A 24,305-nucleotide genomic window follows, 5' to 3' on the forward strand; every position below is an offset into this window, starting at 1 on the left:
GCGATTCCCTGCCGGTGGGGTCGAAGTGCGGGCGGGGGTGTCGGTGTTGGCCGGATGTGGGCGCCCGACTTGGGCTTGTGGATCTTCGGTCGCTAACCTCCCACTAGTTGCTCCAGTCAACCAATGGAGATGGAGATGGAGATGGGGACGGACATGGACGCCACCACCGGACACTTCCGCAGCCACGTGGAAGAGATCCTCGACGCCCTCGGCGAGGAACCCGGCCGGGAGGCCTTAGTGCACGGGGACCGGCGCCTGACCGCGGGTGAACTGCGCGGCCTCGTGCACCGCATGGCCCGCGCGCTCCGGGCCCGTGGGGTGGAACGCGGCGAAACGGTCACCCTGCTCGCCGGAAACCTCCCCGAGACGCTCGCGGTCCGCTACGCCGCCGGCCTCCTCGGCTGCGCCGTCAACCACCTCTACGCGGGGCTTTCGGCCGATGTGCACGCCGACATCCTCCGCGACGTCGAGACCCGGACCCTGGTGGCGGACCCCGCCCACCGCGACCGCGCCGCCGGGCTGGCCCGGCGGGTGCCGCTCGAACGCGTACTCGTCCTCGGCGCCGCAGCCGCCGCCGGCACTGCCGACGGCGGCACCCACCCGGACCGGGCCCCGGGCCGGACCCCGGACCTCGTGGAACTCGCCGCCCGCGAGTCCGACGAAGCGCTGCCGGGCTCGGCGCGCCCGCAGGACATCTGCGCCATCCGCCACACCGGCGGGACCACGGGCCATCCCAAAGCCATATGCACGACCTTCGAGCAGTGGGTCTCGGCCGGACCCCTCTGGTCCGACGAGGAGCCGGTCAGGACCCTGGTGTGCACCACCCTCGCGCACGCGGCGGGCCTCATGGCCGACGCGACGCTGCACCACGGCGGCACCGTCGTCCTGCTCGACGGGTTCGAAGCCGGATCCGTACTCGCCGCCGTCGAGCGCGAGCGCATCACCCACACCTTCCTGCTGCCGCCGCTCCTCTACCAGCTGATGGACCACCCCGACGTCGACCGCACCGACACCTCCAGCCTGCGCCTGCTCACCTACGGCGGCTGCGCCTCCTCCCCGGCCCGCCTCGCGGCGGCGGTCCGCCGCTTCGGCCCCGTGCTGAACCAGTTCTACGGCCAGAACGAGGCGGGCGGAATCAGCATGCTCTCCCCGCAGGACCACGATCCGGCCCGCCCGGAACTGCTGCGCACCGCCGGGAAGATCCTGGACGGCGTAGAGGTCGCCGTACGCGCCGCCGACGGACGGGACCTGCCCGCCGGGGAGCACGGCGAGATCTGCGTACGCTCCCCGCAGGTGATGCGGGGCTACTGGAAGCAGCCCGAACTCACCGCCCGGGTACTGCGGGACGGCTGGCTGCACACCGGCGACATCGGCTTCGTGGACGCGGACGGCTACATCACCATCGTCGACCGGCTGAAGGACATGATCGTGGTGGTGGGCGGACACGTGTACACGGTGGAACTGGAGGACGTCCTGAACTCCCATCCGCAGGTACGGGAGAGCGCCGTGCTAGGGGTCCCCGACGCCAACCTCATGGAGCGGGTCCACGCGGTCGTCGTCCGGTCGCCGGGCGCCGACGTCGGCGAAGCGGAGCTGCGCGCCCTGGTGCGGGAGCGGAAGGGAGCCATGTACGAGCCCGCCCGCGTCGTCTTCGTGGACGCGCTGCCCCTGACCGACGTGGGCAAGCCGGACAAGAAGCTGCTCCGCGGCCGCGCCGTCGCGTCGGCCGGGACCTCCTGAACGGTGCCGGCGGGCCGGCGGCGGGGGAGCGGTTGATACCTTGATCACCATGGATCAGGGACGGGTACTGGAAGCCTTCCGCCTCGAAGCCGAGGAACTCTCGCGGGCGGTCACAGGGCTGTCGGAGGCGGAGTGGGACCTTCCGACACGATGTGAACCCTGGTCCGTACGCGAGCTGTTGAGCCACGTACGCGTGGTGATCGCCTGGCTGCCGGCCATGCTGGACGCGCCGCGGCCCGACAGGGCCGAGGTGTCCGCGGTGCGGTACTACCGGCCCGACGAGCGCTTCGCCCCGACGACCAACACCGCCCGCATCGCCCTGGCCCGGGACCACGCGAACGGGCACGTCGACGGGACCGCGCTCGCCGAGGACTTCGCCGCGACCTGGCGCGGGGCCGACCTGCTGTGCCGGGCCGAGCCCGCGGACCGCGTCGTGCGCACCCGTCACGGGGACGCGATGCTCCTGTCGGAGTTCCTGGTCACCCGGGTGGTCGAGGTCGCCGTCCACGGCCTGGACCTGGCCGAAGGGCTGGGCCGCGAGCCGTGGCTGACCCCGGGGGCCGCGGACGTGGTGCTGGAACTGCTGCTCGGCCCCGACCGCTCGGCCGCGGTCCGCGCGCTCGGCTGGGACCGGCTCACCTTCCTGCGCAAGGCCACCGGCCGCGAGCCGCTCGACGCGGCGGAGACCGAACGGGTCGAACGGCTCGGCATCCGGTGGCTCACCCTCGGCTGACGCCGCGGCAGGGCCCCTCAGCCGCACAGCGCCGCCGCCTGGGTCTTCGGCAGCCCCGTACCCAGGGGGAAGGGGACCCGGTCCTTCCGCACGTCCGCGCCGATGTCGTAGACGTTGACGGCGAAGACCAGCTGCCGTTCGCCGTCGACGGTGGTGAGCGCCATGCTCATGAATCCCGGTCCGGTGCCGTCCGTCGTCCAGACGGGGACCCGCTCGGCGTCCGGCCCCGTCCCGCACTCCACCTCCCCGCGCTGCACGCCGAGTCCGTACGCCGGCGCGCCCTCGACCTCCACCGTGGTCAGGAGTTCCCGCTGCTGCGCGGGACGCAGCAGCCCGCCGGCGAACAGGGCGCGGTGGAAGCGGGCCAGGTCGTCGACGGTGGAGATCATGGCGCCGGCGGTCCAGTCGTAGGAGGGGCTGAACCGGGTGACGTCGCGCCCCGCGAGGTCGTAGCCGTGCAGATGGGGCCCGTGGACGGCCGGGTCGGTCACCGGGAAGGAGGTGTCCTTCAGGCCGAGCGGGGCGAGGACGCGCCGCTGGATCTCGGAGGGCGCGCTGTGGCGGGTGACCGCCTCGATCACCAGGCCGGCGAGCAGGTAGTTGGTGTTGGAGTACTTCCACTTCTCGGTGTCGGTGCCGGGGGTGAAGTCGGGCTCGTGCGCCACCGCCCGCGCGATCACCTCCCGGGGGGTGTAGACGTGGTCCCGGTCGTTGCGCTCCAGGTAGGGGGCGAAGAACTCCGGTTCCCTGGTGGGGTCGTAGACGCCCGAGGTGTGGTTGAGCAGCTGCCGGACGGTGATGGCCCGGCCGTCGTTGCGGTTCCCGCGGACCATGCCGGGCAGCCACTTGTCCACGCTGTCGTCGAGCGAGAGCCTTCCTTCGCCCTCCAGTTGCAGGAGCACCGTCGACACGAACGCCTTGGTGTTGCTGGCGATCCGGAACCGCTGGTCCGGCCGGGCCCGTTCACCGCTCGCCGTGTTCGCGACCCCGGCCGCCATCCGGGACTCCCGCGCGCCGTTCCTGGCGTATGCGACGACCCCCGGGAACCCGTCCGCGACCGTCTGCGCGAGGGCCTCCCGCAGGCCCGCCGGCTCCGCGCCCGGCGCCCGCCCCGCGGCGGCCGCCGGAACCACGCCCGTCACCGCCACCGCGCACATCCCCGCCAGCAGCGCCGCGGCCCGCACACGTGCCTTCACCCGTCACACTCCAGCTCAACTCGCCGATCCCGTACCCGCCCACCCTCCCGTCCCGCCGCACCGCAGGCCCATCCGGCTGCCACCCGATCCGGTACGGGGGCTGTCCCCCCTGCCTCCTGCCCCTTCACCGCAGCCGCTCGGCGAACGCGCGGGCGGCGGCCAGGTCCCCGGCGTCCGGGCGCTGCCTGTTGATGCCGCCGACGAGCCCGAAGGGCCCCCAGGTGTCCAACGCCCGGCAGGTGAAGCTCCCGTCGACCCGGAACCCCTTGCCCGCGAGGCGCCGGACCAGAGCCCGGGTGGCGGGCGCCGCGGACAGCCCGGGGAGCCCGCTGGTGGCGAACACGAAGGCCCGGCCGCGCGCTCGGGGCAGTGCCCGGACCAGGGCGGCCAGGCCGGGGTGGAGCCTGCCGTAGAAGACGCCCGAGCCGAACCCCACGAGGTCGGCGGCGGCCAGCTCCGCGAGGTCGGCCTCACCGGGGGAGAGGACCTGGGCACCCAGGACCCGGGCCATGGCGTCGGCGACCCGACGCGTATTGCCGTGAGACACCGACGCACAGACGATGAAGGACTTCATGAGGGACGGCCCCTTCTCTCGTTTCGCTCGATCCACTCGCTTCCGTAGAGGGGACAGTCCAGCGACCCCGGATGTGACACCGGCCCGCAAGGGGTGCCCGGCTGCGCAGCCGGCACGCTCGTGGACGGCTGCCGAGCCCCGGTGCAACCCTTTCGGGTATGACGACGCGACGACGGAGCCAGGCCGAACGGGACGCGCTCACGGTGGAGATCGGCTACGCGCTGCTGAGCGCGTGCTTCCTCGGCGCCGTCGTCTTCGCGGTGATCGCAGGGCCCGCCGCTGTCTGGCAGTTGCCTCCCGCGGCCGAGAGGACCCTCGCGGTCGCCGGGGCGGCGATCGCCGGAGTGCTGGCGGTGGCGCGCGTGATCCACGTCCTCTGGCGGTTCGGGCGCCACCGCCGGCGCCACCGCTAGCGCCACGGTCCAGCCGGCGGGCGGCCGTCGCCGAGTCAGCGGAAGGCGTCGGCGTGTTCGCGGGCCCAGTCGTCGTAGGTGCGCGGGGGGCGGCCGGTGACGTCCTGTACGGACGGCCGCTGGTCGTGCGTCCACTGGAGGAGCTCGGCGTACCGGGCGCCGTACTCCGCCAGGGCGTACAGCGTGACCTCGATGGCGCCGTCGGGCCAGCCGAGGCCCTGCCAGACCGTCCGGCTCTCCTCGGGGGCGAGTTCGGTCGCGGTGATGTCGCGGCCGAGGGCGGCCGCGAGGCTCCGTACGCGGGAACGCGTGCTCAGCGGCGGGCCCACCGCCTCGATGACCTTCCCGGTGTGGCCGTCGCCCGTCAGGGCCGCGACCGCCACGGCGGCGAGGTCCTCCTCGTGGACGAAGGGATAGTGGCCCTGCGAGAGGAAGGCCTCCCGTACGACCCCCTCGGCGCGGACGGTGTCGGGCCAGTCCGCCCCCGTCGCCGGATAGGTGCCCTCGATGACCGAACCCATCACCGCCGACGGCCGGATGTGCGTCCAGGCGATGCCGGATCCCTCCACCGCCTTCTCGATCGCCAGCCAGAACCACGTCTCCGGGGGATTCGCCGCCTCGTACTCCGGCCCGTGGGAGGACAGTACGACGACCCGGCCGGCACCGGCGTCCCGCAGCAGCGCCAGTGCGTCCCGCACCGTGGAGGGAAGGGCGCCGGCGAGGAACGCGGCCCCGACGCCGGCGAAGGCGTGGGCGCACTCCAGCGGGCGGGTGACGGAACCCTCCACCACCTCGACCGCGTCGGGCCAGCCGCCGAGCCGGTCCGGCTCCGCGAGTACTCGCACCCGCCGCCCCGCGGCGAGGAGTTGCCGGGCCAGACACCTGCCGACGATCCCGGTCGGGCTGTTGCCCTCGTCCTTGCGCGGGCTGACGGCGGTCAGCAGGCAGACGTCCCCGTAAGAAGGTTCCACGACAAGACCTTTCCACGTGTGAGCGGAGATCTTGCACCTGCCCCGGAGAGGGGAACGAGGCTGCGGATCGAGAGCCGACAGGCTATCAGCGCACCCGCCCGCGCCGCGGGATCAGGCGCGGAACCGCAGCGGATGGTCGGCCGGAACCTCCACGACGGCGATCCGCACGCCGTCGGGGTCGGCGAGCCACATCTCGACGAGCCCCCACGGCTCCCGCTGCGGCGGCCGCAGCACCTCGGCGCGCCGGCCGCGCAGCTCCTCGTACGCGGCCCGGACGTCCGCGACCTGGAGCCACAGGCGCAGCCCGGGCGCCGGCGGTTCCTCGGCGCGCCCCGACACCTCCAGGAACCCGCCGCCGAGGAAGTACACCGTGCCGCGGTCCGGACCCGTGCCGAATTCGCGGTAGACGGCCAGACCCAGCGTGTCTCCGTAGAAGACGCGCGAACGCTCCGGGTCCGTGGGGCGCAGCAGGACCCTGCTGCCCAGTACGTGAACCATGCTCCCCGCTCTCCCCCGGCCGCCGCCCGCACCGACGGCCGACGGCTGCGACCCTACGCCCCCGGAGCGGTCCGGGCCCGCAGGCCCGCGGGAGGTCAGGCCGGGCGCGGGACGTACGCCAGCCCGTGGGCGCCGGCTTCGCCGAGCTTGGCGATGTCCAGCCGGCCGAGCGTCTCCAGGGTATCCAGGTCGACGATCTCGACGGTGGAGGAGATCACGCAGGACACGTACGCGAGCCGGCCGTCGGGGGAGGAGGTGATGGTCAGCGGGAAGAGCCCGACCTCGGCCTCGCCCACCCGCTCGCGGGTGCCTGCGTCGAACACCGTGAGCCGGCCCGGGGCGTGGCGGCCCAGCTGCGACCCCGGATCGGCCGCCATCCGCAGCTCGCCCGCGAGCAGCCGGCCCGTGGAGGTGAGGTGCACCGGGAGGACCACGTTCTCGGTGGGCAGGGTGTCCACGACGGACGCCGTACGCGCGTCGATGACCCGCAGACCGGTGGGCGGCCGCTCACCGGCACCGCCGGTGAAGCTGCCGTACGGCGCGGCGACGTAGACGTACGCGCCGTCGGGGGAGACGGCCAGCCCCTCGCTGCCCGGCACCTCGACCTTCGCGGTGAGCACGCCCCGCTCCAGGTCGACGACCGACACGAACGGCGCCTCCTTGTTGGTGGCGTAACCCGTCCGCCCGGCCGGGTCGATGGCGAACCAGTGCGGGCCGGGCGCGTCCGTGTCGATCCTGCCGATCGGCCGCCGGGTGGCCGTGTCGATCACCACGACACCGCCGGGCCGGTCGTCGCCGCTCTCCACGCTGACGTACAGCCGCCCGAGCCCCGCGTCCAGGGCCAGCCCGTGCGGCCCGTGCTCGGGAGCGACGTCGACGATCTCGACGATGCGGCGGGTGTCGGGGTCGATGACGGCCAGCTCCGTGCGCCGGCCGGCGTTCGCGTGGTAGTAGCCCGAGTGGTACGTCAGCGTGCACCACAGCAGGCGCCGCGTCGCGTCGAAGCACAGCTCGTGGGGCTCGGCGGGGACGTGCACGTCGCCGAGGTGCCGGTCGGAGGCGGCGTCGAAGAACGAGACCGTCGGTCCGCTCTGGCTGACGACGGCCAGCACGTCGCCTTCTCGACCGGCACGGGGGGACTGCAGCACAGCGGCTCCTTCAACGGGGTGGAAACGGGAACGCCACGCGTTTCGCGGGGCACCCCCACCCTCCGCGCCGAAGGGGTCCGGCAGCAATGCAAAGATTGACACCCAATCATTGCCCCATATGCAAAACCGCAGTTCAAGAAAGGGACGGCGATGGACCTGAACCTGCTGCGCGTCCTGGACGCCCTGCTCCAGGAGAACAGCGTGACCCGGGCCGCCGAGCGCCTCGGCACCTCACCCGCGGCCGTCAGCCGCACCCTGGCCCGGCTCCGCCGCACCGTCGGAGACCCGCTCCTCGTCCGGGCCGGCCAGGGGCTGGTCCCCACCCCGCGCGCCGCGGAACTCCGGGAGGAGGTCGGCGCGCTGCTGCGCGGCTGCGAGAACGTACTGCGGCCCGGCGCCGGCTTCGACGCCGTGCACCTCCAGCGCAGCTTCACCGTGCAGGCCACCGACCTGCTGCTCGTGGGCCTGGCCGGCAGCCTGACCGAGCGGATCCACGCGGAGGCCCCGCAGGTGGACGTGGTCTTCCTGCCGGAGGCGGTGGAGGGAGGCCCCGGCCTGCGACAGGGCTGGGTGGACGTCGAACTGGGCGTCCTGGGACACCTGGACCCGGAGATCCGGACCCGGCCGCTCACCCGGATGCCGCTGGTCGGCATCGCCCGCGGCGGCCACCCCCTCTTCGACGGGCCGATCGACGCCCGCCGCTTCGCCGCGGCCGACCACATCGGCATCTCCCGCCTCGGCAAACGCCTCGGGCCCATCGACAGCGCGCTCGCGGAGCTCGGCCTGCGGCGCCGGACCGCGGTCGTCGTGCCCAGCCACACCAGCGCGATGATGCTCGCCCGCGACACCGACCTCGTCGCCCTCAGCCTCGCCGGCTGGCTCCCCGACACCATCGAGGCCATGGGACTGCGCACGTTCCCCGTCCCCCTCGACCTGGAACCCCTGGACCTCGGCATGGCCTGGCACCCCCGCAACTCGGCCGACCCGGGCCACCGCTGGTTCCGCGAACACCTGGCGGCCGCCGTCCTGGCCCCGGCGCACCGGCAAATCCAGGGGCGTTCCGACGGCGTCTGCGAAACAATCACGGAATGATCGGCCGAAGGACCACCCATCGCACCGCGGACGGCGTCCGCATACCCGGCACCTGGCGGCACGCCTTCATCCGCAACGGCGGCTACCACCTGACCGAGCTCTTCATCTACGCCGACGGGCTCATCGACTGCTGGGGCCTGGTCACCATCGAGGAGTTCGAGGAGAAGCTCCGGTCCGGATGGGTCGCCACGACCCTGCCGGAGGGCGGCGAGGCAACCGCCTTCGACATGATGGCGGGCTGGAAGTTCGGCGAGCCCCGGACCCGGCTCACCCCCGAACTGCTGGTCGCCGAGATCCGCGACACCATTGACCAGCTCAACAGGCGCCCCGACTCCACCGGCCGCTGCCTGGCCGCCGTCGACGCCTTCCTCGCCGAGCGGACGGAGGAGAAGCGGGAGGCGGCACGCGCCGCGTTCCTCGCGATCCCCAGCTCGCGACGCCGGTACGCGCTGGGCGACATGGACCGCAAGGACGGGCCGCTGCGGGTGCTGGTGGCCGGGCCCGGCGGCCGGACCTACCTCCCCACCGAACCGCCGGTCACGCAGGAGTCCTACGACAGGGCACTCGCGTACTTCGAGGAACGGGAACGCTGGAACGCCCGGCACGAGACCCGCGTCAAGGCCGACGGGCCCACGACCCCGCGCGCCCCCGCGGTCCACATCCACCAGTGGTTCCCGAAGGGGCCCGTGGAAGACCCCGGCCTCCTCGGCCTGCGCCACGACTACCCCGCCCCCATCACGGTGGGGGAGGCCGAGTACCCCTCGGCCGCCCACGCCTACTGGGCGCTGTCGGTCGCCCGGCCCGAGGACCGCGCCCGGATCGTGGCCGCGGAGACCGGAACCGAGGCGCGCGGCATCGCGGGAGGGGCACCGGGGCGCGAGGGCTGGGAGCACACCCGCACCGCCGTCATGACCCGCCTGCTGCGCGCCAAGTACGACCAGCACCCCGGTCTCGCCGAGATCCTGCTGGCGACGGACGACGCCACGCTGGTCTACGAAGACGTGGACTCGGCCTTCTGGGGCGACAGCGCCGGCCGCGGCCGCAACTGGAGCGGCCGCCTCCTTGAACTCGTCCGCTCGGAGGCCCACATGCGGCGGTCGCCGATCGCCGGACTGTAGCCGGGCGTACGGGGAGGGGGCGCCCAACGGCTGCCCCCTCCTTCGGTCCTTCGGTCTGCCGGAGCGGAGTCGCCTAGCGGCCGGCCCCGAAGGTCCACACGGCACGGTCGCCCGGGCCGACCACGAGGGTCGAACGGCCGATCCGTTCCTCGTGGCGGGTGAACACCGGGTGGTTGAGGGACATCTCGACCTGACGCAGACCCGCCTGCTCGCGCGTCACCGTGTCCAGACGGATGGTGGTGCCGCCGCCCAGGGCCAGGACGCTGCCGCCGGGGAGCTCCCGTACGGTGAAGCCGCCCGCCCGGAGCAGGGGCACCGTGTTGGCCAGGTCGCCCGCCGTGACGCCGAGGCGGATCGAGGTCACGTCCTTCATGAGGCGGTCGCGGTAGCCGTCGGACAGGTACCGCTCGCGGCCGACGTCACCCGGGTAGGAGGCCGGCTCGGTGTTGCCGCGGGGGTCGGCGAAGTACTCCGGCAGGTACTCCATGCCCCAGGCGCCGAAGGCGTCGTACGTGCCGCTGGTGAAGACCGCGTCGAACCAGGGCACCGGCACCCCGTCGCCGAAGTCGCGGGTCTGGCGGAAGGACACCGGGTTCGGTACGCCCTGCTCGCGCAGGCGCGCGGTGACCGTGGCGAGGTCCCCGGCCCGTTCCGCGGACAGTCCAAGCCCGCCGGCGCCGAGCGTCCCGTCCGGGCCGGGGACGTCCCCCACGCCGAACAGTTCGAGGTAGGTCTCGCGGCCCATCAGGTACCGGCCGGTCCAGGTCTCGCCGCCGGAGCCGGTCGTGGTGCGGACCTGGAAGTTGGCGAAGTCCCGCAGGTAGGCGGAGTGCTCGATGGCATCGGCGGTTTCCCGGTCGAGCACCCCGTAGGCGTGGTTGTAGAACAGCAACTGGCGTCCTGCCGGAGGCGCTTCCTCCTGCGCGGATGCGATTCCCGTGGCGCCGGTGACCCATCCGGTCAGTGCCACGACGAGGACCATTAAGACGTTCAGTACACGACGATGCGACATGCGGGCGATCGTAGGCGGCGGCGTCCGCATCCGCCGCCCATTAACCGGCGGCCGCTTTCCTTCGGTGCGGGGGCCGGGTGTGGCCGGGGTCACCCATCCCAGCGGGTCTGGCCGGCTACCGGGGGTGACATTCGGGGGTCTGGGCGGTGAGGCGGCCCACAGGACCCAGGTCACATCCGGCCCGCCTTAGTAGACGGCCGGGCCGGTCCTCGCACGGCTTCCGGCGCGGGACGTCGGTCCCGGCCTGCGAGGGGGGCTAGTAGACGGGGGGCGTTGCCAGGGCGGCGGGGGGCTGGCTAACTGGTGTTGTCGCCGAGGCGGCCGGGGCGCTCAGCCCCCCGCCGGCAGATCCCCTCCCACCTGTGTGAGTGGCTCACGCATGTCTTCGGCATGTGGCGACCGTCCTTGTTCCCGTCGGAAGGTTCATCCGTGTCCAACGCCGTCATCCGCCGCATCGCCGCTTCGAAGAAGACCCTCGCCGGTACCGTCCTCGCTCTGGGTGTCGCGGGTTCCATGCTCGCCGCCGTGCCCGCGCAGGCCGCTCCGACGGGTGCGAAGGCGATCGCCCAGCAGATGATCAAGGACCCGGCCCAGTTCGCCGCCTTCGACAAGATCGTCACGCACGAGAGCGGCTGGGACTACACCGCCACGAACTCCTCCTCCGGCGCGTACGGCCTGGTCCAGGCCCTGCCGGCGTCGAAGATGTCCTCGGCGGGCTCGGACTGGAAGACCAACCCGGCCACCCAGATCAAGTGGGGCCTGGACTACATGAACGAGCGCTACGGCAGCCCGGTCGACGCCTGGAACTTCTGGCAGGCCAACCACTGGTACTAAACCACCGGCGGACAACAGCAGACATTCCGGAGAGCGCCCGGCCGAGACCCCTCGGCCGGGCGCTCTTCCGGCATGCGCCCCGTGCCCGCCGTACCCGCCCGCACCCCGGTGGGGGCGCACCCGCGCCCGCCCCTAGAGTGTGCGCGTGACCGAGCAGAACTCCGACCTCATCGCCGGGCGCTACCAGCTGCTCGAACGCATCGGCCAGGGCGGCATGGGCCGCGTCTGGCGCGGCGTCGACCGGCAGCTCTTCGGGCGCGAGGTCGCCGTCAAGGAGATCCTCTTCCCGCCCGGACTGGAGGACGGCGACCGCGCCGGCCTGCTGGCCCGGTTCACCGCCGAGGCCCGCGCGGCGGTCACGATCAGCCACCCCGGGATCATCACGGTCCACGACGTCGTGGAACACCGGGGCGCGCCCGTCATCGTCATGGAGTTCATCCGGGGCGAGTCCCTCGCCGCGGCCATCCGCCGCCAGGGCCGGCTGCCGGTGGAACGGGTGGCGGAGATCGGCTCCGCCCTCCTCGACGCACTCGCCGAAGCGCACGGGGCCCGGATCGTCCACCGGGACATCAAGCCCGACAACGTCCTCCTGACCAAGGACCGCGTAGTCCTCACCGACTTCGGCATCGCCCACCTCGCGGACGCCACCACCAAGCTGAGCCACAGCGGGATCGTCATCGGCACCCCGCAGTACATGGCGCCCGAGCAGCTGGAGGGCAGGCGCCCGACCGCCGCGAACGACCTGTGGGCGCTCGGCGCCACCCTCTACCACGCGGTCGAGGGACGGCCCCCGTTCGAAGCCGACGGGCTGCACGCCCTCGCCGTCGCCGTCTTCACCCGGCCCCACCGGCAGCCCGTCCACGCGGGCCCGCTGGCCCCCGTACTGGACGCCCTCCTCACCAAGGACCCGGGGCAGCGCGCCGGCCTCGCCGAGGCGTCAGGGCTCCTCGCCTCGGTGGTGCGGGCCGCCCGGCCCGCGGCGGGCACGGACGGACCGGACGCGCCGACCCCCGCCCCGACCCCGACGAAGCGCGAGGAGCCGCCGCCCACACCCCCGGCCGAGGACCTGGTCACCCTCGGCCGGACGGAGCGCGGCGGGCCCGGCGGTCAGGCGCCGGCCCGCCGGCGCGTCCTCACCCGGCGCGGCGCCGTCTGGGGCCTGGCCCTGGCCACCCTCGCCGCGGGCTCCGTCCTCACCTGGACGCTCGACCGCGACGACCCGTCCGGCCCCGGCGGGACCGGCGGGACCGGAGCGACCGGCGGCGGTTCCGCCACCGCCCCCGTCACCGTGGTGATCGGAGTGGAGGCACCGCTCAGCGGCGAACTGTCCTCCTTCGGCGCCGGCATCAGGAACTCCGCCGACCTCGCGGCCCGGACCGCCAACCGGACCCGTCACGTCCCCGGTGTGAACTTCGAGATCAAGGCGCTGGACGACGAGGGCCTGCCCGCCAAGGGCGCCCCGAACGCCGCCCGGTTCACCGCCGACGAGAAGGTCCTCGGCGTGGTCGGCCCGTTCACCTCGGCCGCCGCCCGGACCTTCGTGGCACCCCTCGCCGGGGCGAACCTGGTCAACGTGTCCCCGTCGAACACCGACCCGGCCCTCACCCTGGGCCCCCACTGGGCCGACGGCGCCCCGTCCCGCCCGTACGACACCTACTTCCGCACCGTCGCCACGGACGTCGACCAGGGGCCGTTCGCCGCCCGCCACCTCCACGACGAGGCAGGGAAGAGCAGGCTCTACGTCATCGACGACGCCGGTGAGTACGGCGCCGGCCTCGCCGCCGGAGTGGCGGCCGAGTTCCGCAAGCTCGGCGGCAGCCTCGTCGGCACCGACCACGTCGATCCCGCGCAGGGCGGTTTCTCCGAACTCGCCTCGAAGGTCCGGGCCTCCGGCGCCGACGCCGTGTACTTCGGCGGCTACCACACCACCGCCGCGCCGCTGTCCCGGCAGCTGAAGGAAGCGGGCGTGACCGCGCCGCTGATGGGCGGCGACGGCATCTTCGACCAGCAGTTCCTCACGGCCAACACCAGGGCCGAAGGCGACCTCGCCACCAACCCCGGCGAACCCGCGGAGCGACTCGCACGCGGAGCGGGCTTCCTCGCCGAGTACCGCGCGGCGGGCTACCCGGAAGCGGCGGGCGCCTACGGCCCCTACGCGTACGACGCCGCCTGGGCCCTCGTCGAGGCGGTGAAGGCCGTGGTCGCGGCCAACGGCGGCACCCTCCCGGCGGACGCCCGGGCGAGGATGGCGCGGGCGGTGGCGGGCCTCGGGTTCGACGGGGTCACCGGCCGGGTGGCCTTCGACGAGTACGGCGACACGCGCAACCGCCGGCTGACGGTGTACCGGGTCACGGGCGGTACGTGGACGACCGTGACGAGCGGCTCCCGCAGCCGCTGACCCCGCCGGCCGACCGCGACCCGCCCTCACCGCAGTACGGCCGCCAGCAGGTCGGTCCCCAGCGCCGTCAGCTCCGACAGGTCGAGGCTGTAGCGCACGTACCGCCCCTCCCGCCGGGCCGTGAGGAGCCCCGCCCGCCGCAGCAGGGCCACGTGCCGGGACACCTCCGGGGGCGTCAGGTCCCAGGCGTGGGCCAGCTCGCCGTTGGTGTGCGGGCCCCTGGCCAGGGTACGGAGCAGCCGCAGCCGCGCCGGATGGGCGAGGGCCTCCAGGCGCAGGCCGACCGTCTCCAGGGAGACCGGATCCGACGGCCCCGGCCCGTCCACCGGGTACTGGACCACCGGCTGCCAGCCGGGCGCGTGGACCATCGCCAGGTGCGGCCGGCCGAAGACGCTCGGGATGAAGGTGACGCCGCTGCCCCGGGCGGTCGTCGCCTTGTCCAGCAGCTTGTCCACGAGGATGGCGTCGCCGTCCGGAGCCAGCGTCACCGCACCCGAGACCGAGGCCAGGGCCGCACCCAGGCCCTGGCGCCGCAGCAGGTCGTTCTTCAGCCGCAGGTCCGTCGCCAGCCGGACGGCGGCATCGGCCCAGGCCGCGTCGAAGAAGGCCTCGGCGCACGCCTCCAGGGTGTCGCGGACGCGTGCCCGTACCCCCGCGGGGTCCGCGAGCAGCCGCTCCGCGAACGCCTCCTGGCGGGTACCCCGGGCCTGGGCCAGGTCGAGGGCCAGGTCGCGCGCGGCGGCATCGGTGAGCGGCGACGGGGAGGTGAAGTGGACCCGGTTCCCGCAGGTGGTGACCAGCGCTGCCGACACGTACCGCTCGTCGTCGATCCGGTCGACGTCGTCCAGTTCCTCCCCGAGGGTGGCCCGGGGCCGGGCCGGGAACATGAAGTCGGCCTGGGACGTGCGCCAGAGGAACTCCGCCTCCCGCAGCCGCTCGGCCAGCCCCGGCCGCAGCCCGGCCCACACCTCGGCGGCCCACGCGCCGAACTCCGGATGGTGCTCCGGTTCGGCCAGCACGTGCAGCATCGCGGTGAGCTCCGCCAGGGGGGAGGCGGCGAACCTCAGCCCCTCGGACGGCATGCCGGCGATGTCGATCCTCAACGTCATCCGCACATCATCCCCGCCCCGCCGGACGGCGCCGCCGACTGTTGACGATCTCCGTCAACCGACGTGCCCGGCCGGGCCGGTGAACCCACCGTTCACCCCATGACAGCCACCAGCACCCCCGCCCCCACCAGCACCCCCGCCCCCACCTCCGCCCCCGCCCCCACCTCCGCACCGACCCGCAAGGTGCGGCCCCGCGCCCTCCTGCGCGCCTGCGGCGGCCCCCGCTACGCCGTCGCCCTGGCCGTCGACGCCCTGGGCACCGGCCTGCTGAGACCCTTCCTCCTCCTCTACGGGGTGACGGTGCTCGGCCTGTCCGCGTCGGCCACCGGCCTCGCCATGACGGCCGGCATCGTCACCGGCCTGCTGTCCACGCCCGCCGTCGGGAGATGGCTGGACCGGGGCGCCCGCAGCACCGTCGTCGCCGCGTCGATGCTGGTACGCGTACTGGGCGTGGCCGTACTCGTGGCGACCCCCGCCGGACACGTCTGGCCGTTCGCGGCCGCCGCCCTCCTCCTCGGCATCGGCAACCAGGCCTGGCCGGCCGCCCACGCCGCGCTCGTCGCCACCCTCTCCCACGGGCGGGAACGCGACACCGCCCTCGCGGCCGGCCGCGCCCTGCGCAACGCCGGGCTGGGGGTGGGGGCGCTCCTCGCCATGGCCTGCCTGGCGGGCGGCACCTCCGCCCTGCGGGCACTGGCGGCCGCCACCGGCATCGCGTACCTGGCGGCCGCCGCCCTGGCGTGGTCGGTCCGCGTACGCGCCCACCGCGACCGCGACGGCGACCGCGATCCGGCACGGTCCGGCACACCGGCCGGGCACGAGGCCGCCCCGCCCCGCATGCGCGCCCTGCTGGCCGCCAACGTCGTCTACGTCTTCTGCCTCAACGTCCCCGAGATCGCCCTCCCGCTGGTCCTGCTCACACAGCTGGACGCCCCACCGGTGTGGTCGGCGGCGATCTTCGTGGCCAACACGGTGCTGGTGGTCACCCTCCAGGTCCCGGTCACCGTCCTGATGTCCCGCTACGCCCGGCGCACCGCCCTGGCCGCCGCCGGCGCGGTCCTCGCGGCCTCGTACGCCGGCTTCCTCGCGGTGACCTCCCTGGGAGCCGGCGAGGGCGGCGGTTGGGCCGCCCCCGCCGTCGCCGCCGTCTCCGTCGTCTGCACCCTCGGCGAGATCGTCTACGCCGGCAGCGCCACCGCCCTCGTGACGGCCCTCGCCCCGTCCGGAGCCCTGGGACGCACCCTCGCCCGCTTCGAGCTCTCCACCGGCTTCGGCCTCGCCGTCTCCCCGGCCGCCATCACCGCCCTCGCCCCCCACGGACCGGCCGCCCTGTGGGGGACGCTCGCCGGAGCCACCCTGCTGTCCGCCGCGGCCGTCGCCACCGAGCGGGACTCCGAAAAGCAGCCTCAGGGAGTCCAGTAGTGCGAGAGGGCCCCCTCCCGGTAGGGGGCGGGGCTCACGCTGAGGTCACCGGCGAACGGGCGGTCCAGGACGAACACCAGCAGCAGGCTGAAGCCGACGAGCCCGGCCACCGAGGCGACGAACAGGATCTGCACCCGCAGCTTGCGCAGCCCGTAGAGGAACGTCAGCGGGATCAGGACCACAGCACCGCCGAACGCCAGGGCCTGGAGCAGCGGGGGCAGCTCCCGGCGCGCCATGGTGATGCGGGCGCGGCGCTGGGCGGCCACCTCGTCGAGGTGGCCGACGGCCTGCTCGTAGAAGACCTGCTCCGACTGGCCCTGCGGGTCGTACGTCTGGAGAACCCGGAACGCGTCCTGCAGATGGGCCTCCGTCGCCCCGTAGCTGGGGTTCCCCGCGCGCATCCGGGGCCACTGGTCCTCGACGACGGAGTGCACGTAGCCGCTCATGGCCGCGTCGAGACGGGTCCGTACCGGCTCCGGGAAAGCGGCGGCGTCCCGGCTGATGAGGGCCGCGCTGGTCGCCTCGGAAGCCACGATGGTCTGGGTGTCCTCCAGCTGCGTCCACAGGGTGACGATCACGAACGCGAGGATGATCCCGTAGATGGCGCCGAACATCCCCAGCGTCACACCGACCATGTCGTTGTGCTCCCCGCGGGCCAGCGACGGGTGTCTGCGGCGCAGCAGCACACTCCCGGCGACGGCCAGGAGGACGGTCCCGCCGACGGAGACGACGGCCAGTGTGAAGGTGCTGAAGTGGTTGAGGAGCCATAGCGACATGTGCGGGGAGTCTAGGCCGGACGCGCGACGCCCGGACCGCTCGTCCAAGGGCCCCGGCGGGTCGGCGCGGGGACGTTCACGCGACCGGGTGAAGCCGCGGCCGGACCGGCCGCGGCCCTCCCGCTCCTCGGCTACGACTGCGCCCCGTCCCTCCCCGTCGCCGCCAGCACCGTTCCCGTCCGGTACAGCTCGACCAGCAGGGGCCGCAGGGCGAGGCCGGACGCGGTCAGCCCGTAGCGGGTCCGGACGGGGAAGCCGGCCAGCCGCTCACGGACCGCCAGACCCTGTTCCTCCAGCGTGCGCAGGCGTTCGGTGAGCACCTTCGGGCTGATGCCGGGCAGCCGGGCCGACAGCGCCCCGAACGACAGGGGGCCGCCCATCAGTTCGCGCAGGACCAGGGTGGTCCAGCGCCCGGCCACCGCCGCGAGCGCCAGTTCCACGGGGCAGTGCGGCTCCGGCCGCAGGGTCCGCCCGCCGTCGTCGGGGACCAGCTCGGCGTCCCAATGGGGCGCGTGGCTTTCCGTTTGGTGACCCATTCCGGACTCGGCTTGGCTGTCGCCATGGACATCGAACGCGATCATGAGCCCACTGTCGCCCTGACCACCGACCCCCGGCAACACCCGGCCGTCTTCGCCGCGGCCTTCAACACCGGCGACCCGGCGGAGGTGGCCCGGGTGTACGAGCCGGACGCCGTCTTCGTCCCCAGCCCCGGGACCCCGCTGACGGGCACGGCACGCGCCTCCGCGACGGCGGAGTTCCTCTCACTGGGGCTGCCGATCGACGTGCGCCCCCGCCACACGTACGCGACGGGCGGCCTCGCGCTGCTGATCGTCGACTGGACCATCGAGGGCACCGGCCCGGGCGGCGAGCCCGTCAGCCTGGCCGGCACCGCCACGGACGTCGCCCGCCGCGGCCCCGACGGGCTGTGGCGCTACGCCGTCGACAACCCCTTCGGGACCGCGCCCGCAGGGCCGCCGCGACCGCCGGTGTGATCCGTTCCGTGCCGCGCGTGCGAGGATCCGCTCCATGGGGAGCGGAAACACGTGGTGGGCGGGGCCTTCCGGCAAGACCGAGGGGCGCGAGGCCCTGCTGCGCATGATGAGACGGGGCGGTGAGCACGCCGAGCCCGCGCTCGTCGTATGCCGGTGGTGCGGCGCGGACGAGTTCGAGGTGGTGGCGCGCGAGTGCTTCTGCGTCGGCTGCTGCCTGCCGCTGGGCGTACCGAACGGCTGGGAGGACGGCTTCCCCGGACAGTTCCCCTGGAGGCTCGAACCCACGGCCGCCCCGCTCCCGCCCGCCACCCCGGGCCCGCGGATCCGGCGGGAGGAGGTCTGCTGGTGCCCGGGGGGCCACGGTGTGTTCGAGACGGCCGTCGCGTACGCCCTCGAAGACGGCCGCGTCCGCGGCCTCACGGTGGGTTTGCGGTGCCCCGAGGACGGGACGATGCACCTGTACATCGACGACGCGCGCGTGGTGCCGGTCCCGAGCTGACGGATCCGGCACCCGGGCACGCTGCCCGTCGGTCAGCGGTATTCGCAGAGGTAGGCGGTCTCGACCGCCACCTTGAGCTGGAACCTGCTGTCGCCCGGCACCTTGAAGTGGCTGCCGGAGGAGAAGGTCTCCCACTCGGCGGCGCCGGGGAGCCTGACGGTCAGGGCGCCGCTGACGACGTGCATGACCTCCGGGGCGGCCGTGCCGAACTCGTACTCGCCGGGAGCCATGACGCCGATGGTCGCCGGGCCCTGCTCCTGGTTGAAGGCGATCGACTTGACCGTGCCGTCGAAGTATTCGTTGACCTTGAACATGTGCGTGGTGTCCTTCGGGGGAACGAGCGGAATCGGATGGCCGGCTCGTCGCGCCCCGCTGACCGGCGAGGGGAAGGTTACCGGTAGCGGACCGGGACCAGGGCACCGGACGCCACCCGTTCACGTTGGCCCGACGCGGCCGCGGCTACCGGAAGAGCCGGTCCCCGGGGGCGGCCATGCGGTGCGTGCCGCCGTGGCGGTTCACCCAGTCACGGACGAGGCCGACGGAGTTGGCGCACTGCCAGCCGTCGTCGTACTCGCGCACCCCGGTGAAGGCGCCGTAGCCGGCGATGATGCCGTCCACCCGCCCCTCGCCCAGCAGCTTGTCCACGTACCACGGGTCGTTGTACGTCGTCGTCCAGGACAGGGTGGCCGCCAGCCGCCCGGCGTCCCGGTCCCCGGCGCCCTTCTCGAGCTCCGCGCACGTGTAGTAGGTCGCTTCGGTGCAGTTGCCGAACCCCTTGGTGATGTCGCTGTCGCCGTAGTCCATCACCCGGCGCCCGGACGGGAATCCGTTGCCGGACCGGTCGAACGCGCCCTGGACCCGGTCGCGCGAACCGGTCGTCGTGATGCCCTCCAGCGGGCCGAGCCTGCCCTCCAGGCTCTTCCAGCCCCTGCCGCCGACGTCCGGGGTGCTGCCGCCGTGGTACTCGTAGAACCCGTAGAGCACCTGGATCCCGGCGGCGGTCAGCCGCTGCGCCTTGTCGCGCAGTCCGGCGACGCTGCACCCGCGGTTCTCCCGCTCCCCGCAGTAGTCGGAGTCCTTGATGTCCAGCCAGACCAGCGACAGCCGGCGCCCGGCACCGGCGTTGGAGAGGATGCGGTCGATCATGCTGTCGAAGCCGGGGCCCAGCCGGTTGTCACCGGCGGAGGAACAGTCGTGGTAGGCACGCCATTCGTTCGGGTTCCACCACGCGCAGACGTCGATCTCGATGCCGTTGGCGCCGTGCTTGAGCGCGGCGTCCACACCGTCCAGGGTGTCGACGCGGTGCGCGATGGCGTAGACCGGGCGGCGCTGGTCGGCCGCCGCCGCGGGGGCCGCGCCGAGCGCGGTGACGCCGACGACCGCGCAGAGGGCCGTGAGCAGCGCCGGTAATGACCGTCGGCCCGCACCGGGCCGGAAGTGGGCGGTCAAGAACGTACTCCTTCGAAGTCGGAGGTACTCCGGCGAGCGATCTCGCCGCCCACATGCTGGCACGCGGTACGTGCATGATGAATCGGATTCGGACGCTAGGACAGCACCTTCCGCAGGGCGGCCAGCGCGGTCTCCAGCTCCCCCTCCGTGATGGTCAGCGGCGGGGCGAGCCGGATCGTGGAGCCGTGGGTGTCCTTGACCAGTACGCCCTCGGCGAGCAGCCGTTCGCTGATCTCCCGCCCCGTGCCGAGCGCGGGATCGACGTCCACGCCCGCCCACAACCCCCGGGCCCGGTAGCCCGTCAGGGCGCCGCCCGCGCCGGCGATCCCGGCGAGGCCGCGGTCGAGCACGGCTCCCAGTTCGGCGGCCCGACGCTGGTACTCACCGGTGGCCAGCAGGTCCAGGACCGCCGAACCGACGGCCGCCGACAGGGGGTTGCCGCCGAACGTCGACCCGTGCTCGCCCGGCCGCAGCACGCCGAGCACCTCGCGGCGGGCGACGACCGCGGAGACCGGGACGATGCCGCCGCCCAGGGCCTTGCCCAGCAGCAGGACGTCCGGCACGACCGACTCGTGGTCGACGGCCAGGGTGCGGCCCGTGCGCCCCAGACCCGACTGGATCTCGTCGGCGATGAACAGGCACCCGGCCCGCCGGGTCAGTTCCCGGACCCCGGTGAGGTATCCGTCGTCGGGGACGAGGACACCGGCCTCGCCCTGGATCGGCTCGATCAGCACGGCCGCCGTCGTCTCGTCCACGGCCGCCTCCAGCGCGGCCAGGTCGTTGTAGGGCACGACGCGGAAGCCGGGGGTGAAGGGGCCGAAGCCGGAGCGGGCCGTCGCGTCGGTCGAGAAGCTCACGATCGTCGTCGTACGTCCGTGGAAGTTGCCGTCCGCCACGACGATCGTCGCCCGGTCCGGCGCGACGCCCTTGACCTCGTACGCCCATTTGCGGGCCACCTTGACGGCGCTCTCCACGGCCTCGGCGCCCGTGTTCATCGGCAGCACCATGTCGAGGCCGGTCAGCTCGGCGAGGCGCTCGGCGAAGTCGGCCAGCCGGTCGCTGTGGAAGGCGCGGGAGGTGAGCGTGACCCGGTCGAGCTGGCGGTGCGCGGCCTCGACGAGCGCGGGGTGGCGGTGCCCGAAGTTCAGGGCCGAGTAGCCGGCCAGCATGTCGAGGTAGCGGCGGCCCTCGACGTCCTCCACCCAGCTGCCCTCGGCACGCGCCACGACCACGGGCAGCGGGTGGTAGTTGTGCGCGAGCACGGGTGCCTCGGCGCGGATCAGCTGCGCCGACGAGCGCGTCGCGCGGGGGGAGGCGGGGACGGCGGAGGAGGTGGTGGCGGTGGTGGCGGTGGTGGTGCCGGTCATGAGCGGATCTCCAGGGTGCAGCACTTGATTCCCCCGCCGGCCTTGCGGAACTCCGAAAGGTCGACGGGGACGGGGACGTATCCACGGTCGGCGAGCCGGCCGACCAGAGCGTGGGCCTGCGGAGCGACGAAGACGTTGCGGCCGTCCGACACGGAGTTGAGGCCGAAGGCGAGGGCGTCCTCCTCGGTGGCGATCACCGCCCGCGGATAGAGCCACCGGAGCACTTCGCGGCTGCCGGGGGAGAACGCCTCCGGGTAGTAGGCGACGTTCCCCCCACCGGTCCCGTCGTCCTCGGGGCCCTCCTCGCCGAGGAAGAAGAGCGCGGTGTCCAGGTGGTAGAAGCGGGGGTCGACCAGTTCGAGGGCGACCACCGGCCGGCCGAGGAACTCCTGCACCTCGCGGTGCGCGGCCCGCTGGGTACGGAAGCCCGTGCCGGCCAGTACGAACCGGCCCGCGGGAACGAGGTCCCCCTCGCCCTCGCAGACCGCCTCCGAGCGGTGGACCTCGTACCCGGCCGCCTTGAACCACGCCTCGTACTCGGCGGATTCCGGCCGGCGCTCGGCCGCGTGGAAGGACGACCCGAAGACCCGGCCGCCCGACACCAGGGCGGCGTTCGCCGCGAACACCATGTCGGGCAGGCCCTCCACGGGCGCGACCGTCTCCACCGCGTGGCCGTGGCCCCGGTACGCGTCGACCAGGGCCCGCCACTGCTCACCGGCCAGCTCCCGGTCGACCGGTGTGCGGACGTCCATCCACGGGTTGATGGCGTAGCGCACGTCGAAGTAACGGGGCTCGCACATCACGTAGCGCCTCGGGCGCCGGGTTCCTGCGGGTGCTGCGGGTCCTGCGGGCACAGAGGTTCCTCCGCTTCCTGCGTGACGACTGGGGGAGTGGCCCAACCGTAGGAAGCGGCAGGTCAGCGGGACAAGAACGAACCGCTGCGCGTCCACGCAGGAATCCTGCGCAGTCAGACCCTTCAGAGCAGGATTGCTGCGCCGTCCGCCGCGCGGGCGGCGGCCTCGGCCGGCGCGGAAGCGCTCGCCCCCGCCTCCGGGCTCTCCGGCAGCAGGTGCGACAGCACCATGTAACTGATCGTCTTGCGGATGAACGGCTCGCTGCGGATCCGCTCCAGCACCTCCTCGAAGTGCTCCACGTCGGCCGCCCTCACGTGCAGCAGCGCGTCGGCGGCGCCGGTCACCGTCATCGCCGCCGCGATCTCCGGGTACTTGCGCGCGACCTCCGCGAGGCGCCGGGGCGGCGCCGCACTGTCGCAGTACACCTCGATGTACGCCTCGGTACGCCAGCCCAGTGCGGACGGCCGGACCGTGGCCCTGAACCCGGTGATCACATCGGCCCTGCGCAGCCGGTCCACCCGCCGCTTCACGGCGGTGGCCGACAGGCCGACGGCCGCCCCGATCTCCGCGAAACTCGCCCGGGCGTTGTCCATCAGGGTGGCGACGATCCGCCGGTCGAGTTCGTCGAAGGGGGTGGACTGGCTGCTCATGCGGGTGACCTTCTCCTCGTGCCGCCCCGGACGGGGGACTTCCGCGCCCACTCTGCCGCAGCCGCGGCCCCGACGCGCGACGGCCCTGGCGAGCCGCCGGTGTTCAGTGCCCGGCGGAGGCCTTCACCAGGGCCACGGCCAGCCCGATCGCGGCGTCCAGGGCCCCGGCCAGGAGCGCGGCGACCACGCCCCCGCCCATGCGCACGCCGCCGTAGCAGCCCCAGACGAACAGGCCGGTGACGCTGACGACCGCCGCTGCGAGCAGCGCCGTGCCGACGCTCATCACGCCCAGCGCGGCCGCGCCGACCAGCACCAGCGGGCCGACGGCGGACAGCAGCAGCGGGCTGCTCACCGCCAGGATCCCGCGCAGCTCGCGGCCGCCCGCGAGCCGGCCGTGCACCACCCGGTGGGCCTGCTGGTCGGCCACGATCGCCGCCAGCCACAGCCCTACCGCGGTGGTGGCCAGCGCCGAGGCCGCACCCGCCGGGCCCACGTGCGCGGCGGACCGCAGTCCGATGACCACCGAGATGATCGTGATCGTCGCGTAGATGCGCTCCTTGAGACGCGCGGCCGCGAACTGCGGGTCCCCCGCCGTCCCCGGCCCACCGGTACGTCCCTCGTCCGCTCCGGCAGAGCCCTCGTGGTCCATGGGGGCACCCTAGACGAGGGCCCGTCAGGGGGTCGGGATCCCGGCGGGGCGGCGCGGTGGCGGACCGAACCGGACCGGGACCCCGGGCGACCAGAGCACGCTGGCCGGCGGTCCGGTCGGAGCGGGCAGGCCGGCGGCGGCCACCAGGCCCTCGTCGCAGCGCAGGAGTTCGGCACGGTGCAGCGGCCAGCGCGGGTGGCTGTTCGGGAGGTACAGGGACCGCCCGAAGAACGCGGTGTGCATGCCCCAGCGGGCGGTGAGGAAGTGCTCCAGGGCGGTCGGCTCGGTGACCTGCCCGCCGACCCGCACGGTGATCCGGCTGCAGGCACCGCGCGCGCCGGGCCGGCGCCGGCGGCTGGTGTACGTGACGGTGCCGCCGCTGCCGTGGCGGACCGTCATGCGCGACCAGACGTACGGGAGGCGGAACGCGGCCCGGCCGACGGCCACCGGGATCAGCCGGGAGGCGTCCAGGGAGCGGAACACCACACCGCGGCGGCCGTGCGAGTCGACCGAGTAGAGGCGGACGTTGGTCTCCGGGAAGGAGCCGAGGTAGGGGACTCCGGGCAGCCGGAACCAGCCGACCCGGTGCATCCGGAACGCCACCAGGCCGACGTACGTGACCCCGTCGAGGGTGTCCGGCACGGTGCCGGCCGGCAGCAGCGGGGCGACGTCGGCGGGATCTACGGCCCAGTGCAGGAAGGCGAGGTCCAGCCACGACTGGGTGAGGAGGGGGCGTTCGGGGGTGTGCGGAGGGTCGGCGGTTATCGGCTCCGGGACGGCGGCGACTGGCGGCGACTGCGACATCGCGCCA

The 24,305-nt window shown here is 73.8% G+C and carries 26 protein-coding genes; 10 read left to right on the top strand and 16 right to left on the bottom strand.

Annotated features, from left to right (window positions below):
- The first annotated feature begins 135 nt into the window (after positions 1-135).
- On the top strand, positions 136-1,740 hold the full coding sequence (locus OG553_RS34360) for an AMP-binding protein (RefSeq protein WP_405982763.1): 1,605 nt from the start codon (positions 136-138) through the stop codon (positions 1,738-1,740).
- Positions 1,741-1,789: 49 nt separating this feature from the next.
- Positions 1,790-2,473 carry a maleylpyruvate isomerase N-terminal domain-containing protein gene (locus tag OG553_RS34365; RefSeq protein WP_405982764.1) on the top strand — a complete coding sequence of 228 codons (684 nt, stop codon included), beginning with the start codon at positions 1,790-1,792 and terminating at the stop codon, positions 2,471-2,473.
- A gap of 17 nt (positions 2,474-2,490) precedes the next feature.
- Here the strand turns inward: OG553_RS34365 and OG553_RS34370 are convergent, their stop codons facing one another.
- Both OG553_RS34370 and OG553_RS34375 read right to left on the bottom strand, forming a co-directional pair.
- The gene (locus tag OG553_RS34370) at positions 2,491-3,669 is read right to left on the bottom strand and encodes a serine hydrolase domain-containing protein (protein WP_405982765.1); all 1,179 of its coding nucleotides are present in this window, start codon (positions 3,667-3,669) and stop codon (positions 2,491-2,493) included.
- Between the two features lie 124 nt (positions 3,670-3,793).
- On the bottom strand, positions 3,794-4,243 hold the full coding sequence (locus OG553_RS34375) for a flavodoxin family protein (RefSeq protein ID WP_405982766.1): 450 nt from the start codon (positions 4,241-4,243) through the stop codon (positions 3,794-3,796).
- A gap of 158 nt (positions 4,244-4,401) precedes the next feature.
- Between OG553_RS34375 and OG553_RS34380 the strand changes: the two genes are divergently transcribed.
- Entirely contained in the window at positions 4,402-4,656 is a 255-nt protein-coding gene (locus OG553_RS34380) for a DUF6332 family protein (protein WP_405982767.1), read from the top strand.
- Between the two features lie 35 nt (positions 4,657-4,691).
- On the opposite strand, the gene OG553_RS34385 is transcribed toward OG553_RS34380, so the two are convergent.
- The 3 genes from OG553_RS34385 to OG553_RS34395 form a co-directional block, all read right to left on the bottom strand.
- Positions 4,692-5,627, bottom strand: coding sequence for an NAD(P)H-binding protein (locus OG553_RS34385; protein ID WP_405982768.1), 936 nt, complete (start codon positions 5,625-5,627; stop codon positions 4,692-4,694).
- A 111-nt stretch (positions 5,628-5,738) separates the two neighbouring features.
- A complete protein-coding gene (locus tag OG553_RS34390; protein ID WP_405982769.1) occupies positions 5,739-6,125 on the bottom strand; it encodes a VOC family protein in 387 nt (128 codons plus the stop codon).
- A gap of 95 nt (positions 6,126-6,220) precedes the next feature.
- Positions 6,221-7,273, bottom strand: a complete 1,053-nt coding sequence (locus OG553_RS34395; protein WP_405982770.1) for a YncE family protein — start codon at positions 7,271-7,273, stop codon at positions 6,221-6,223.
- A 150-nt stretch (positions 7,274-7,423) separates the two neighbouring features.
- Between OG553_RS34395 and OG553_RS34400 the strand changes: the two genes are divergently transcribed.
- Complete coding sequence (locus tag OG553_RS34400; protein ID WP_405982771.1) at positions 7,424-8,365, top strand: LysR family transcriptional regulator; 942 nt, start codon at positions 7,424-7,426, stop codon at positions 8,363-8,365.
- On the top strand, positions 8,362-9,483 hold the full coding sequence (locus tag OG553_RS34405) for an NADAR family protein (RefSeq protein ID WP_405982772.1): 1,122 nt from the start codon (positions 8,362-8,364) through the stop codon (positions 9,481-9,483). The genes OG553_RS34400 and OG553_RS34405 overlap by 4 nt, the downstream gene beginning before the upstream one ends.
- Before the next feature lie 73 nt (positions 9,484-9,556).
- Here OG553_RS34405 and OG553_RS34410 read toward each other — a convergent pair whose 3' ends face one another.
- Entirely contained in the window at positions 9,557-10,465 is a 909-nt protein-coding gene (locus OG553_RS34410) for a DUF5829 family protein (RefSeq protein WP_405982773.1), read from the bottom strand.
- Between the two features lie 420 nt (positions 10,466-10,885).
- On the opposite strand from OG553_RS34410, the gene OG553_RS34415 reads away from it, so the two are divergent.
- Entirely contained in the window at positions 10,886-11,329 is a 444-nt protein-coding gene (locus OG553_RS34415) for a transglycosylase SLT domain-containing protein (protein ID WP_405982774.1), read from the top strand.
- Positions 11,330-11,474: 145 nt separating this feature from the next.
- Entirely contained in the window at positions 11,475-13,727 is a 2,253-nt protein-coding gene (locus OG553_RS34420; RefSeq protein WP_405982775.1) for a bifunctional serine/threonine-protein kinase/ABC transporter substrate-binding protein, read from the top strand.
- Between the two features lie 26 nt (positions 13,728-13,753).
- Here the strand turns inward: OG553_RS34420 and OG553_RS34425 are convergent, their stop codons facing one another.
- A complete protein-coding gene (locus OG553_RS34425; protein WP_405982776.1) occupies positions 13,754-14,836 on the bottom strand; it encodes a DUF5937 family protein in 1,083 nt (360 codons plus the stop codon).
- A gap of 99 nt (positions 14,837-14,935) precedes the next feature.
- On the opposite strand from OG553_RS34425, the gene OG553_RS34430 reads away from it, so the two are divergent.
- The gene (locus tag OG553_RS34430) at positions 14,936-16,258 is read left to right on the top strand and encodes an MFS transporter (RefSeq protein WP_405982777.1); all 1,323 of its coding nucleotides are present in this window, start codon (positions 14,936-14,938) and stop codon (positions 16,256-16,258) included.
- Here OG553_RS34430 and OG553_RS34435 read toward each other — a convergent pair.
- Positions 16,243-17,034 (bottom strand): DUF4239 domain-containing protein, encoded by a 792-nt coding sequence (locus OG553_RS34435; RefSeq protein WP_405982778.1) that lies wholly within the window; start codon positions 17,032-17,034, stop codon positions 16,243-16,245. The genes OG553_RS34430 and OG553_RS34435 overlap by 16 nt on opposite strands.
- A gap of 131 nt (positions 17,035-17,165) precedes the next feature.
- Entirely contained in the window at positions 17,166-17,570 is a 405-nt protein-coding gene (locus OG553_RS34440; protein WP_405982779.1) for a winged helix-turn-helix transcriptional regulator, read from the bottom strand.
- A 24-nt stretch (positions 17,571-17,594) separates the two neighbouring features.
- On the opposite strand from OG553_RS34440, the gene OG553_RS34445 reads away from it, so the two are divergent.
- Both OG553_RS34445 and OG553_RS34450 read left to right on the top strand, forming a co-directional pair.
- Positions 17,595-18,026, top strand: coding sequence for a YybH family protein (locus OG553_RS34445; protein WP_405982780.1), 432 nt, complete (start codon positions 17,595-17,597; stop codon positions 18,024-18,026).
- A 34-nt stretch (positions 18,027-18,060) separates the two neighbouring features.
- Positions 18,061-18,525: a hypothetical protein gene (locus OG553_RS34450; protein WP_405982781.1), complete on the top strand. Its 465-nt coding sequence runs from the start codon at positions 18,061-18,063 to the stop codon at positions 18,523-18,525.
- Positions 18,526-18,557: 32 nt separating this feature from the next.
- Here the strand turns inward: OG553_RS34450 and OG553_RS34455 are convergent, their stop codons facing one another.
- The 7 genes from OG553_RS34455 to OG553_RS34485 all read right to left on the bottom strand — a co-directional run bounded on the left by OG553_RS34455 (position 18,558) and on the right by OG553_RS34485 (position 24,298).
- On the bottom strand, positions 18,558-18,839 hold the full coding sequence (locus tag OG553_RS34455; protein WP_405982782.1) for a pyrimidine/purine nucleoside phosphorylase: 282 nt from the start codon (positions 18,837-18,839) through the stop codon (positions 18,558-18,560).
- A gap of 145 nt (positions 18,840-18,984) precedes the next feature.
- A complete protein-coding gene (locus tag OG553_RS34460) occupies positions 18,985-19,974 on the bottom strand; it encodes a phospholipase (RefSeq protein WP_405982783.1) in 990 nt (329 codons plus the stop codon).
- Between the two features lie 95 nt (positions 19,975-20,069).
- Entirely contained in the window at positions 20,070-21,341 is a 1,272-nt protein-coding gene (gene rocD, locus OG553_RS34465) for an ornithine--oxo-acid transaminase (RefSeq protein ID WP_405982784.1), read from the bottom strand.
- The gene (ddaH, locus tag OG553_RS34470) at positions 21,338-22,141 is read right to left on the bottom strand and encodes a dimethylargininase (RefSeq protein ID WP_405982785.1); all 804 of its coding nucleotides are present in this window, start codon (positions 22,139-22,141) and stop codon (positions 21,338-21,340) included. The genes rocD and ddaH overlap by 4 nt, the downstream gene beginning before the upstream one ends.
- Positions 22,142-22,317: 176 nt before the next feature.
- Entirely contained in the window at positions 22,318-22,845 is a 528-nt protein-coding gene (locus OG553_RS34475) for an Lrp/AsnC family transcriptional regulator (protein ID WP_405982786.1), read from the bottom strand.
- Positions 22,846-22,948: 103 nt separating this feature from the next.
- Entirely contained in the window at positions 22,949-23,494 is a 546-nt protein-coding gene (locus tag OG553_RS34480; RefSeq protein WP_405982787.1) for a hypothetical protein, read from the bottom strand.
- A 24-nt stretch (positions 23,495-23,518) separates the two neighbouring features.
- Entirely contained in the window at positions 23,519-24,298 is a 780-nt protein-coding gene (locus tag OG553_RS34485) for a YqjF family protein (RefSeq protein ID WP_405982788.1), read from the bottom strand.
- Positions 24,299-24,305: the final 7 nt, after the last annotated feature.

Source organism: Streptomyces sp. NBC_00158, from assembly GCF_045160885.1.
Taxonomy (GTDB): Bacteria; Actinomycetota; Actinomycetes; order Streptomycetales; family Streptomycetaceae; genus Streptomyces.